Genomic DNA, 11,333 nt, shown 5'->3' with positions numbered 1-11,333 from the left:
CGATTCGTCGAAACCGACGAGACCCGGCGGAACTTTCATCGCGGACGACGAATCACCGCGGGTCGCGCGGCCGGAACCGCCGGGACGGCGCCGCCCGCACCGCCGCGTACGCCACCGCCACGCGGACCCGCACCTTCGACGTGGCGACCGCCGCCTTGAGCGCGTACTCCCGGACCCGCGCGGCCACCGCGTCCACTGTGGTCACGACGTCAGCCAGGACTTCGCGGTGGTCACCGCGGCCAGCCGGTCCGGGATCGGCGTGACGCCGAGGCCCGGCCCGGACGGCACCGGCAGCCGGCCGCCTTCGAGGACGAACGGTTCGGTGATGTCGCTGGTGTAGAACCGGTCCGACGCCGAGGTGTCGCCCGGCAGCGTGAACCCGGGCAATGACGCGAGAGCGACGTTGGCCGCCCGGCCGAGGCCGGTCTCGATCATCCCGCCGCACCACACCGGGACGCCGTGCGCCGCGCAGACGTCGTGCACCCGCCGCGCCTCCAGGTACCCGCCGACGCGGCTCGGCTTGATGTTGACGATCCGGCAGGCGCCGAGCTTGATCGCGTCGGCGGCCGAGCGCGCGGAGACGATCGACTCGTCCAGGCAGATCGGCGTCCGGATGTGCTTCGCGAGCTCGGCGTGGCCGAGCACGTCCTCCTCTTCGAGGGGCTGCTCGATCAGCAGCAGTTCGAAGGGGTCGAGCCGCTGCAGCAGCGGCACGTCGGAGAGCGTGTACGCGGTGTTCGCGTCGACCTGCAGCAGGACGTCGTCGCCGAAGCGCTCGCGGACCGCGCGCACCGGCTCGACGTCCCAGCCCGGCTCGATCTTCAGCTTGATCCGCACGTACCCGGCGTCGAGGTAGCCGCCGACGACGTCCAGCAGGTGCGGGATCGTCTCCATGATGCCGACCGACACCCCGCACGGCACCGAGTCCTTTGTGGACCCCAGCGCCGTCGCGAAGGACACGCCGTGCGCGCGCAGTTCGGCGTCGAGCACCGCCATCTCCAGCGCTCCCTTGGCCATCCGGTGACCTTTGAACTTGGCCAGCAGGGGCGCGACCTTGTTCGCGGTGAGGTCGTCGGCGGCCAGCAGCGCGGGCACGAGGAAGGTCCGCAGGACGTGCTCGACGCCGTCGACGTACTCCGACGAGTAGAGCGGGTCGACCATCGCGCCGCACTCGCCCCAGCCCTCGCCTTCGGACGTCACCGCCCGCAGGAGCAGGAGCTCGCGTTCGTTCTGCGTGCCGAACGACGTCCGGAACGGTGCCACGAGGGGCATCCGGACGCGCAGCAGTTCCACCCCGGTGAGTTTCACGACGACTGCTCCTTCGCGACGACGTACCAGCCGGCCCGATCGAATCCGATGACGGAGGCGCCGCCGGCGAGCAGGCCGCCGAGCACCTCCCGCAGTGCCACCCGCCACGCGCGGCCCCGCCCGGGGTCGGTGCGCCGGAGCGCCTCGATGTCCGGCGGCACGGCGACGAGCACGACCGGCGCGTCGGCCGGTCCGGTGACCGGGCCGCCGCCGGCGTCCGCCGCCAGCGCGACCGCGGCACCCTGCGCTCTCAACGCCGTCGCGTCGAAGGGCGTGGGCGAGCCTTCGGCGGCCGACCGCACGGCCGGGCTGGCCAGGTCCCAGACGGCCATGATCCGGTCGGTGTCGCCGGCGCCGTTGATGCCGTCGTTCATCGGGCCGTAGAAGTCGGGCAGGTACTGCTCCGGGAGGGCGGCGAGCTTGGTCAGGTTGAAGTGGGCGTTGCGGCGCACCAGCGGGTCGAACGTCCACGAGATCACCGGGACGTCCTGGCGCAGCGCCCACGCGCGCTGGTGCAGCTTCAGCGCGAAGCCGATGCCGCGGCCGTGCCCGGCGGTGGCGACGCCGGCGATGTGGCTGTGCAGTCCCCCCTTCGCCGGGCCGCCGAAGAACCCGAAGCAGGCGCCGAGCAGTTCGGGCCCGTCGAAGGCGCCGGCGACGTAGTTACCCGCCGAGACCATGGCCCGCAGCAGCTCGGACGTCACCGGCTGGTTGCCCGGTGCCGGGCGCCAGATCGACTCGAAGAGCCGGGTCACGGCGGTCAGGTCGGCGACCTCGGCCAGGGTCCGGACTTCGACCCCCGAGGCCGTGGCGGCGGCGGTCGCCGCGGCGGCCGCCTCGTCCCGCAGCGGCGGGGCTGTGTTCGTCACGACTTCAGTCACGTCTCCGATCCTCGCCGGAGACCGGCGGCCGGTCACCGTTGTCCCGCACCGGTTTCGCCCCGCGCGTTCGTCGGCGCGGACGAACTCCGTTGCGCCAGCACGGTTTCGGCGAGGGCTTTGAGCAGCGCGGCGCGGCGGGGCAGTTCGGCGACGACGACGTGTTCGTCGTCGGCGTGGGCCCCGCCGCCGACCGCGCCAAGGCCGTCGAGGGTCGGAATGCCCAGTCCCGCCGTGAAATTCCCGTCGGACGCGCCGCCGACCGCGGCTTCGGTGAGCGTCCCGGCCGCGAGTTCGTTCGCCAGCACGAACAGCTCGCTCGACGCTCGCGCGTCCAGCGGCGCGCGGTTGATGCCGCCGGCGACGTGGATCCGCGCCTCTTCGTGCACCGGTTCGAGGCTTCTGATGGCCCGGTCGACGCGTTCTTGTTCGGCCGCGTCCCACACCCGCACGTCGACCGCGACGCTCGCCTTGGCGGGCACGGTGTTCGTCGTCGTCCCGGCCGTCAGCGCGGTCGGGACGACGGTGGTGCCGGCCGCCGGGTCGGCGAGCGCGGCGATCGCGAGGATCTGGTGGGCGACCTCGATCCCCGCGTTGACGCCCTTTTCCGGCTCGAGCCCGGCGTGCGCGGCGCGGCCGTCGACCTCGACGCGGTAGAGGGAAACGCCTTTGCGGCGGGTCTTCAGCGCACCGCCGTCGGCCGATGCTTCGAGCACGAAGACCGCGTCGCAGCTCTTGGCTTCTTCTTCGATGAGCGAGCGCGACGACGGTGAGCCGATTTCTTCGTCGCCGGTGACGAGGATCGAGAGGCCGTCGCGGTCGGGCAGCGCGGCGGCGGCGTGCAGGGCCATCACGACCCCGGCCTTCATGTCGAAGCAGCCGGGTCCGCGCAGGATCCCGTCGCGGACTTCGAAGGGGTGCGTGCGCAGGGAACCGAGCGGCCACACGGTGTCGTGGTGGCCGAGCAGCAGGACCCGCGGCTCGCCTTCGCCGAACCGCCAGCGCAGGTGCGTGCGGCCGTCGGTGACGATCCGTTCGGGCTCGACGCCGAGCAGCCGCCGGCCGATCCCGGCGACGGCTTCGGCGCTGCGGGCGACGGCTTCGATGTCCTCGGACGGCGACTCGCAGCGGACGAGCGTCTCGATGTCGTCGATCACCGCGGCTCACCTCGCAGGGGCTTACCGGGCAGCGCGTCCGTGTTCAGGTTCCCGTCGCTGACCACGGGGACGCCGGCGACGAAGAGGTGCCGGACGCCGGTGGACGGTCGGGTCGGGTCGGTGTAGGTGGCGGTGTCGGTGATCGCGGCGGGGTCGAGGACCACGAGGTCGGCGTCCGCTCCGGTACCGAGGTGGCCCTTGTTCCGGGCGGCGGGCGCGACGTCGTCGAGGATCCGTGAGGGCAGGTAGGAGCAGCGGCGGAACGCTTCGAGCCAGCTCCACGCCCCGGTTTCGCGGACCATCAGGCGCAGGGTCTTCGCGAAGGTGCCCGCGGTGCGCGGGTGCGTCGTGCCGCCCGGGGGCAGCGGCCACTCGGTGCTCTCGGTGCGGCCGTCCCTCCAGTAGACGGGCATCGCGTCGCTGGCGACGACGGCGTCGGGGAAGGCGAGGGCCTGGTGCAGCAGACCGCGGTCGCGGGGGTCGGCCTCGTCGAGGAACTCCAGGAGGCAGGGCGCACCCGGGTCTTCTTTTCGCAGCTGGCGCAGGCGGGCTTCGTCGCGGACCCGCTCCCCCGTTTCGAGGATGACGACGCTCGACGGCTTCAACCCCTTGAGCCGCAGGCGGTCCGGCTCGATGAAGGCGGCACCGACGGCCGTGCTGCCCGCGCCGTAGGGGTATGCCTCGACGGTGACGCGCGAGCCTTCGCCGCGGGCGGTCTCGAGGGTGGCGAGCACGCGGTCGATGTGGTGGCCGGAGGTGCTGTTGACGTGGCAGTGGTGCATCGCGGCCCCGGTCTCCCCCGCGGCGGCGACGATCTCCACGGAGCCGTCGACCGGGATGTGCGGGTCGACCTCGACCAGTTCGCGGACGTGGGTGTAGGTCGGCACGCCGGCCTTCGCGGCGAGGCGCGCGACGGCCAGGAACTCACCGGGCTCGGTGGCGGGCGCGTAACCCATGAGGATGCCGATGCCGAGGGCGCCTTGCGCGAGTTCGCCTTCGAGGAGGGCGAGCCACGCGGCGAGTTCCTTCTTCGACGAACTCCGTTGCCACTGCGGGTTCCCGAGGACGGCGAGCCCGCTGTCGATGCTCGCGTCGGGCGCGATGTTCGCGAGGACCTGCGCCCGGGCGGCGCCCCAGGAGGCCGAGAAGCCGTAGTGCAGCGGACGGCCGGCTTTCGCGGCTTCGGCGTAGGCCCGCTCGATGGGCATGAGCCCGGCTTCGAGGTCGAGGGCGGTGGTGACGCCGTCCATGGCCTGCAGCCGCTGCCCGGCGACGGAGTGGACGTGGCTGTGCAGGTCGACGAACCCGGGCCCGACGACGAGCCCGGCGACGTCGACTTCGGTCGCCTCCGGCGCTCGGAGGCCGGGGCCGACGGCTTCGACGTGGTCGTCGTTCAGGAGGACGTCGGCGATGCCGTCGAAGCCGCTGCCGGGGTCCACGACCCGGCCGCCCCGCAAGAGTGTCCGCATCGGGGTGACGTTAGGAGGATTCCGGGCAGGACCGTTCGTCCGCGCCGACGAATCCCGACGGCGCGGTTGATCCGCGCGGACGAACCCGCGGCGCGCGGACCGGCCCGGTCACCAGCCTGGACGGGCTCAGTGGTCCTGAATGAGTCATTCAGGACGCCGGAGGTCCTGAATGACTCATTCAAGACGTTCGGCCGCGGCGCCGGGGCGGGTGAGCCGGGCGACTTCGCCGGAACCCTGGCCGAGTTCGGCGGAGTCCAGCCGCGCGGACGAACGCGCCCCAATGCGCTTCGGTCAGGCCGGGGTCACCGGGGCCAGGAGCAGGCCCGTGATTGCGTCGATCAACCCCGTTCCCGCGTCGTCCCACGTCGCTCGCGGGGTCGGCGTGCCCTCCGCCAATGCCCGCTCTCGCTCGGCCACCATGTGGATCATCAGCTGGCGGGCCATGTCGCCGCGCTCCGCGCGGACGTCCGGGGGCAGGCCGTCCAGGCAGCGGTTCAGCCCCTCCACCGCGCGGGCCAGTGCCGGGGACGACAGCGACTCCTCGGCGATGATCTCCCGCAGCGCCGGGTCCGTCATCACCTGGGCGCTGAACCGGGCGAACCACGTCGGGGCGCCCAGCTCGCGCAGGTACGTCGTGCTCGGGCGGACCAGGCAGGCCACCCAGTCACGCAGGTCGCCGTCGCCCTCGATCTCTTCGACCAGCTCCGCGCGCAGCCGCTCCATGCGCTCCGCGTGCCGGCGGACGATCGCCCGCACGAGGTCGACCTTCGTGCCGAAGTGGTAGTTGACCGCGGCGTTGTTGCCCTGTCCGGCGGCCTCGCTGATGTGCCGGTTGGACACCACCTGCACCCCGTGCTCGGCGAACAGCCGCTCCGCCGTCACGAGGATGCTTTCCCGCGTCGCACTCGCGCGGGCCGCCTTCACGTTCATTTCGAAACCACCTGATCGTCCACTGTGCCCCCACCTTACGGAGCCACCCGCGCTGGCGAGAAATCGGCGGAGCGTGGCAGAACAGCCACTGGCCGTCCGGGTGCCGCGTTCCTAGCGTGGTCGACCATGATCGCAGTGCTCGCGCCGATCCTGATCGGCCTCCTCTACGTCGGGCTCAGCTCCCTCATCGCCGAGCCGCACCGGCGGAAGTTCAACGCCGTCGTGGTCGGCGGCGCCGGCGCGGCCTACCTCTCCGGCGGCGCGCTCGGGCCGTGGGAGCTGGTGTTCTGCGCGGTCATGACCTACGTCGCCTTCCGCGGGCTCGACTCCTGGACGTTCATCGGCGTCGGCTGGCTGCTGCACACCGCCTGGGACGTCGTCCACCACCTCAAGGGCCAGCCGATCCTGCCGTTCGCGCACGACTCGTCGTTCGGCTGCGCCTTCTGCGACCCGGTCATCGCGATCTGGTGCTTCACCGGCGGCCGGTCGGTGTGGTCCCGGCTCCGGCGGGTTGGCGCGCCGGAGCCGCGGGTACCCGAGGGGGCATGAGCACCGACGTCGAACGCGCCGCGCACGCCTTCTGCCCGCGGTGTCACCCCGACCCGCAACCGGGCGAGGTGCTGACCGCGCTGTGCGGTGCCCGCCACCCGTACTACGGGCGCCGCGACCGGCCGGTGAACACCTGCCCGGCGTGCGTCCGGCTGGCGTCGGCGTCGGTCTACGCGTGCGGGCACCACGGCGGCTGAGGCGGTTGTGTGAGCGCGAACAACCGGCTAACGTGAGAAACCTTCACAATCCTGCCGGCTGTTCCCGCTTCCCCGCCACGGAAGGAACACCGCCTTGCGCAGAGTGTTCACCGCCTTCGCGACGGCCCTGCTGGCCGCGTCCGGGCTCGCCGCCACCACCCTCCCCGCCGACGGCGGCACGTTCGGCGTGCTCACCTACAACATCGCCGGGCTGCCCGAAGGCATCTCCAGCGCGCCCACCCCGCGCGCGCCGAGCACGACGGCGATCGGGCAGCGCCTCGGCCCGTACGACGTGGTGCACGTCCAGGAGGACTTCAACTACCACGCCAACCTCTACGCGGCCGACGCCCACCCGTACCGCACGCCGACGAGTGGCGGCGCCGGGTTCGGGAGCGGGCTGAACAGCCTGTCGTCCGTGCCGTTCGACGAGCTGGAGCGCGTCCGCTGGGAGTCGTGCCAGTTCGACTCCGGCGACTGCCTGACACCGAAAGGCTTCACGTTCACGCGGCTGCGGCTCGCCGAGGGCGTCTACGTCGACGCCTACAACATTCACGCGAACGCGGGCACGAGCGACGGCGACCTGGCGTCCCGCGCGGCGAACCTGAAGCAGCTGACGGCCTACATCGCCACGCATTCGGCGGGCAACGCGGTCGTCGTCATGGGCGACACCAACACGCGCTACACCCGCGCCGCCGACACGATCCGGGCGTTCGCCGCCGACAACGGCCTGACGGACGCGTGGGTCCGGCTCGAACGCGGCGGCGTCCCGCCCGCGGCGGGCAGTGACCCCCTGGTGTGCGACCAAAACGCGGTCACCGACGCCTGCGAGGTCGTCGACAAGGTGCTCTACCGCGGCAGCAAGCAGATCTCCCTGGACGCGACGGACTACCGCAACGAGCACAACGCGTTCCTCGACGCCTCGGGCGCGATGCTGTCCGACCACGATCCGGTGACCGTGCGGTTCGGCTGGTCGGCCGACCCCGCGTTCCGGCTGAGCGACCGCTTCGGCGGCCCGCACGGTACGCCGTTCACCGACCTGGACCACGTCCCACCGGCCGCCCGCGCCGCGTCGCTGACCCTGAGCGCGGGCAGCCGGGTCGACCGGATCGGCTTGACGCTGGCCGACGGCAGCTCCTTCACCCACGGCGGAACCGGCGGCACCCCGCGGACCTACCCGCTGGCCGACGGCGAGTACGCGGTGTCCGCCGAGCTGTGCCGCGGCACGTACAACGGGCACACCCGGATCTTTTCCGCCCGCTTCACGACGAACCGGGGCGGCACGCTCGCCGGCGGCACGAGGACGTCGGACTGCACCACGGCGACCGCGCCGGACGGGTGGCAGATCGCGGGCTTCCACGGCCGCGCGGGTGCCGAGGTCGACCAGCTGGGCCTGATCTACACGCGGCGCTGACCGGTCCACAAAGGACCGATCAGGACGGGCAGCGCGGCCACCAAGGCAATCCCGCGCACGACGGCCGCCACGAGGTACGGCGCCCGCAGGCCCAGCCCGTGGGCCACCAGCCCGCCGGCCAGGGTGCCCACCGGGATCAGGCCCCACGCGAGCAGCCGGTACGCGCTCGTCACCCGGCCCAGCAACCCGGCCGGCACCAGCTCCTGCCGCAGGCCGACGGTGACGATGTTCCACAACGTCGTCACGAAGCCGTTCACCGCGAGGAAACCGCCGAGCACGACCGCGTCCCGGCTCAGGCCGATGCCCGCGAACGCGCCGATGTTGGCCGCCAGCGACACGAGCAACGCCGCCCGGGCCCCGATCCGCGCCACGATCCGCGCGTTGACCAGGCCGCCGAGGACGCTGCCGAGCGCCGCCCCGGCGAGCAGCACGCCGTAGCCGCGGGCGTCGAGGTGCACGACCTGGGTGGCGAGCAGGACCAGCGTCGCGGCGGCGAGCTGGCCGCAGAAGGTGTTGACACCCACCAGGATCGCCAGTGTGCGCAGGAGCCGGTGCCGCCAGAGCCACGACAGCCCGTCCCGGACGGCGGAGCGCGTCCGGTCCCCGCGAACGCGGCGGGGCAGCGTCGCCACCAGCACAGCGGACAGCGCGAAGGAGACGGCGTCGAGCGCGAACGGCAGCACCGCCGCGACGCCGAACAGCAGGCTGCCCAGCGGCGGGCCGGCGAACTGTTCGGTGATCGTGGTGACCGCTTGCTGACGGCCGTTGGCGCGCGGCAGCAGCGCCGGCGTGACCAGGTCCGGCAGGATCGCCTGGGCCGCCATCGTGAAGACGACTTCCCCCGCGCCGAGCCCGAACGCCGTGACGACGAGGACCGGAACCCCGGCCGCGCCGCACGCGGCCAGCACCGCGGTCACGGCGACCAGCGCGGCCTGCGCCGCCTGCGCGCGCCACATCAGGCCGGCCCGGTCGTGGCGGTCGGCCAGCGCCCCGGCGGGCAGGGACAGCAGCAGCCACGGCAGGTAGGCCGCGGCCGAGACGAGCGACACGAGCCTCGGGTCGCGGGTCACCGTGACGGTCAGCAGCGGTACCGCCGCGGTGAACGCGCCGGTGCCGAGGTTGTCGATGCCGGTGGCCCACCAGAGCCGCCGGAACGCCTGGGGCAAGGTCATGGCCGGAAATCCTGGGGGCCCGGCCGCGGACCGGGACACTGTTTAGCCCGGTGCTACATACTCGGGCGCATGGCCCTGACGATCGAACTCGGCGTCGCGGAGCTGGCGGCGACGCGCGTCGCGATCTCGCCGCTGTCGGAGACGGTCGCGTGCCTTCGGCAGCTGGGCGGGTACGAGCGGCAGCCGAGCGTCCTGCCGTGGCTGCGCTGGGCGTCGGACGAGCTCGCCCGCGTACCGCTGGACCTGCCCTGGACGTGGCCGCTGATCGTCAACGACCGGCCGAACTGGCCGGAGTTCCTGGTCCCCGCGCCCCGCGGCTCCGGTCCGTCCATAGAGGACGATCTGGCGGCGCTGCGGCGGACGACCGCGCGGCAGGTCCGGCGCAGCCTCGGCCGGGTCTTCGGCACGGACCTGCGCGGGACGACCGCCGAACTCGCCGAGCGGCCGCCGGCGGGGCTGAAGGTGATCGCCGGCGAACTGCGGGAGGCGCACGACCGCCTGATCGCCCCGCACTGGCCGCGGATCCGGGCCGTCCTCGACGCCGACGTCGCCCACCGCGCCCGGGTGCTCGCCTCGGGCGGCGCGGCGAAGCTGTTCGACGGCCTGCACCCGGACCTGCGCTGGCGCGACGGCGGGCTGCTGCTGACCGGCGACCGGCCGGTGAACCGGGGTCCCGGCGGGCTGGTGCTCATCCCCGTCGTGCTCGGCTGCCCCCACGTCCTGGTCAAGCGGAACACGTCCACGCAGACGACGGTCCGCTACCCGGCCCGCGGCCGCGGCGCCCTGTGGACCGCCGGGACGCGGCCCCCGCCGGGCGGCACGGTCCGGCTGCTCGGCCGCGCGCGGGCCGGGCTCCTCGAAGCCCTGCGCTCCCCCGCCACGACGACCGAGCTGGCCCGCGCGCTCGGCGTGACGCCCAGCGCGGTGTCCCAGCACCTGGCCGTGCTGCGGGAAAACGGCCTGGTGGAAGGGGAACGATCCGGACGCCGGGTGCTGTACCTGACCACGGCGCTCGGAACGTCCCTGCTCGGCGGTTAGCCCAGCGAGGTCAGCGGGACCGCGAACACCGACCGGCCGCAGACCTGGCTCTTCGCGGCGCAGTCCGCCGTCGACCACTCCGACTGCGACCACACCAGCCCCGTCGACCAGTCGTACGTCAGCCCCTCCGGGTGGATCGCCCAGCACGCGGTCGTGGAGCCGCAGGTCGCCGACGTGCTCGCCGCCGTCGTCTGGGCCCAGAGCTGGCCGTTGATCGTCGCCGAGCTGTGGGCCACGTACCACTTGCCGTCGTGGGAGAGCACGCCCTGCATGTTGCCCACGTAGCTGCGGAACGCCTCGGACGCGGTCCCGGTCAGCAGGTAGTCCGCGCCCATCGGGAAGCGGTAGAGGCGGCCGTGGAGGCTCTGGTCGGAGAAGTACTCCGTCGTCACGATCGAGGCCGGGCTCGTGCTGCGGTCCAGCGACAGCGAGGAGAAGCACGGCACCCCGGTGTCGGACGCCATGCTGCACGTGCCGCCGGCGTAGGTGTAGTAGCCGACCTGCATCATCGCGTACTTGTACGTGTACGCCGCATACCCGCCGGAGGTCTTGCCGATCGCGTCGGACGTCGTGTCGGTCAGCTGCAGGATGTGCTTGGTGCTGAACACCCGGATCGCGGTCGAGGTGTTCCCGACGGCGGTGACGTAGATCTTGTCGCCGTACCAGGCCATCCCGCCCATGTGGGCCTGCGCGGCGGTGAAGCTGCTGCCGGTGTTGTTCGGCACCGCCAGGTACATCATCCGGTGCGCGGCCGACGCGGGATCGTTGTAGTTGACGGCCTGGATCCGCGCGTCGTTGTAGCGGCCGAGCGCGTCGGTGCCGTGCCAGCCGGACAGGATGATCTTGTCCGCGCCCCACATGCCGTCGTCGTCGGCGTCGCCGGAGGTCGTGATGCCCTGCGGGACCCAGCTCGTGCTGCCCGCGCGTTCGGCGTCCCAGCACAGCGACTTCGTGGCCGCGGGCGCCTTGGGCAGCGCGGCCTTCTCGGCGCTCGTGCAGCCGGTCATCGCGTAGCTGGGGTCGTTGACGACGGTGTTGAGGCTGACGTTCGGCAGCGCGTTGTCGAGCGCCGTCAGCGCGGCGGCCGGCGTGGCGTGCCAGACGAGGTTCTGCTTGGTCGTCGTGGTGAGCGGGTCGCTGTAGGCGGCGCTCGCCGTCCCGGGTAAGGCCAATGCGCCGGCCACCACGGCCAGTGCGATGAGGAGCACTTTCGGAGTTCGCATG

11 protein-coding genes and 1 pseudogene are annotated in these 11,333 nt (G+C 72.8%); 4 read left to right on the top strand and 8 right to left on the bottom strand.

The window, feature by feature from the left end; genetic code table 11:
- Nucleotides 1-52 precede the first annotated feature (52 nt).
- The 6 genes and pseudogenes from ACIQWX_RS17280 to ACIQWX_RS17255 all read right to left on the bottom strand — a co-directional run bounded on the left by ACIQWX_RS17280 (nucleotide 53) and on the right by ACIQWX_RS17255 (nucleotide 5,742).
- A complete protein-coding gene (locus tag ACIQWX_RS17280) occupies nucleotides 53-205 on the bottom strand; it encodes a hypothetical protein (RefSeq protein ID WP_400871348.1) in 153 nt (50 codons plus the stop codon).
- The gene (gene menC / locus ACIQWX_RS17275) at nucleotides 202-1,308 is read right to left on the bottom strand and encodes an o-succinylbenzoate synthase (protein WP_400871346.1); all 1,107 of its coding nucleotides are present in this window, start codon (nucleotides 1,306-1,308) and stop codon (nucleotides 202-204) included. The genes ACIQWX_RS17280 and menC overlap by 4 nt, the downstream gene beginning before the upstream one ends.
- Nucleotides 1,305-2,189 carry a GNAT family N-acetyltransferase gene (locus tag ACIQWX_RS17270; RefSeq protein ID WP_400871344.1) on the bottom strand — a complete coding sequence of 295 codons (885 nt, stop codon included), beginning with the start codon at nucleotides 2,187-2,189 and terminating at the stop codon, nucleotides 1,305-1,307. Before ACIQWX_RS17270 ends, menC begins: the two co-directional genes overlap by 4 nt.
- Before the next feature lie 32 nt (nucleotides 2,190-2,221).
- Nucleotides 2,222-3,343, bottom strand: coding sequence for a M20 family metallopeptidase (locus ACIQWX_RS17265; RefSeq protein WP_400871342.1), 1,122 nt, complete (start codon nucleotides 3,341-3,343; stop codon nucleotides 2,222-2,224).
- Nucleotides 3,340-4,815: pseudogene (locus ACIQWX_RS17260) on the bottom strand (amidohydrolase family protein); the annotation flags it as partial. The gene ACIQWX_RS17265 and the pseudogene ACIQWX_RS17260, both read right to left, overlap by 4 nt.
- 288 nt (nucleotides 4,816-5,103) lie before the next feature.
- Nucleotides 5,104-5,742: a TetR/AcrR family transcriptional regulator gene (locus ACIQWX_RS17255; RefSeq protein ID WP_400871339.1), complete on the bottom strand. Its 639-nt coding sequence runs from the start codon at nucleotides 5,740-5,742 to the stop codon at nucleotides 5,104-5,106.
- A gap of 126 nt (nucleotides 5,743-5,868) precedes the next feature.
- On the opposite strand from ACIQWX_RS17255, the gene ACIQWX_RS17250 reads away from it, so the two are divergent.
- From ACIQWX_RS17250 to ACIQWX_RS17240, 3 genes are all read left to right on the top strand, one after another.
- Nucleotides 5,869-6,291 carry a DUF6010 family protein gene (locus ACIQWX_RS17250; RefSeq protein WP_400871336.1) on the top strand — a complete coding sequence of 141 codons (423 nt, stop codon included), beginning with the start codon at nucleotides 5,869-5,871 and terminating at the stop codon, nucleotides 6,289-6,291.
- Complete coding sequence (locus tag ACIQWX_RS17245; RefSeq protein ID WP_400871334.1) at nucleotides 6,288-6,488, top strand: hypothetical protein; 201 nt, start codon at nucleotides 6,288-6,290, stop codon at nucleotides 6,486-6,488. The genes ACIQWX_RS17250 and ACIQWX_RS17245 overlap by 4 nt, the downstream gene beginning before the upstream one ends.
- 103 nt (nucleotides 6,489-6,591) lie before the next feature.
- Nucleotides 6,592-7,899 (top strand): jacalin-like lectin, encoded by a 1,308-nt coding sequence (locus tag ACIQWX_RS17240; protein ID WP_400875795.1) that lies wholly within the window; start codon nucleotides 6,592-6,594, stop codon nucleotides 7,897-7,899.
- Here the strand turns inward: ACIQWX_RS17240 and ACIQWX_RS17235 are convergent.
- On the bottom strand, nucleotides 7,884-9,071 hold the full coding sequence (locus ACIQWX_RS17235) for an MFS transporter (protein WP_400871331.1): 1,188 nt from the start codon (nucleotides 9,069-9,071) through the stop codon (nucleotides 7,884-7,886). The genes ACIQWX_RS17240 and ACIQWX_RS17235 overlap by 16 nt on opposite strands.
- A 69-nt stretch (nucleotides 9,072-9,140) precedes the next feature.
- On the opposite strand from ACIQWX_RS17235, the gene ACIQWX_RS17230 reads away from it, so the two are divergent.
- On the top strand, nucleotides 9,141-10,109 hold the full coding sequence (locus tag ACIQWX_RS17230; protein ID WP_400871328.1) for a DUF5937 family protein: 969 nt from the start codon (nucleotides 9,141-9,143) through the stop codon (nucleotides 10,107-10,109).
- Here the strand turns inward: ACIQWX_RS17230 and ACIQWX_RS17225 are convergent.
- Entirely contained in the window at nucleotides 10,106-11,332 is a 1,227-nt protein-coding gene (locus ACIQWX_RS17225; RefSeq protein WP_400871325.1) for a hypothetical protein, read from the bottom strand. The two genes, ACIQWX_RS17230 and ACIQWX_RS17225, sit on opposite strands and share 4 nt — an antisense overlap.
- Between the last annotated feature and the right edge of the window lies 1 nt (nucleotide 11,333).

Source organism: Amycolatopsis sp. NPDC098790 (genome assembly GCF_044759945.1).
GTDB lineage: Bacteria > Actinomycetota > Actinomycetes > Mycobacteriales > Pseudonocardiaceae > Amycolatopsis.
The sequence above is the reverse complement of the archived record's forward strand: the minus strand, read 5'-3'. Positions and strand labels throughout refer to the sequence as shown.

Excerpts from the sequence above, each read along its gene's own strand:
- ACIQWX_RS17255 (WP_400871339.1), bottom strand. The coding sequence starts at position 5,742 with ATGAACGTGAAGGCGGCCCGCGCGAGTGCGACGCGGGAAAGCATCCTC.
- ACIQWX_RS17250 (WP_400871336.1), top strand. The coding sequence starts at position 5,869 with ATGATCGCAGTGCTCGCGCCGATCCTGATCGGCCTCCTCTACGTCGGG.
- ACIQWX_RS17245 (WP_400871334.1), top strand. The coding sequence starts at position 6,288 with ATGAGCACCGACGTCGAACGCGCCGCGCACGCCTTCTGCCCGCGGTGT.
- ACIQWX_RS17235 (WP_400871331.1), bottom strand. The coding sequence starts at position 9,071 with ATGACCTTGCCCCAGGCGTTCCGGCGGCTCTGGTGGGCCACCGGCATC.
- ACIQWX_RS17230 (WP_400871328.1), top strand. The coding sequence starts at position 9,141 with ATGGCCCTGACGATCGAACTCGGCGTCGCGGAGCTGGCGGCGACGCGC.
- ACIQWX_RS17225 (WP_400871325.1), bottom strand. The coding sequence starts at position 11,332 with ATGCGAACTCCGAAAGTGCTCCTCATCGCACTGGCCGTGGTGGCCGGC.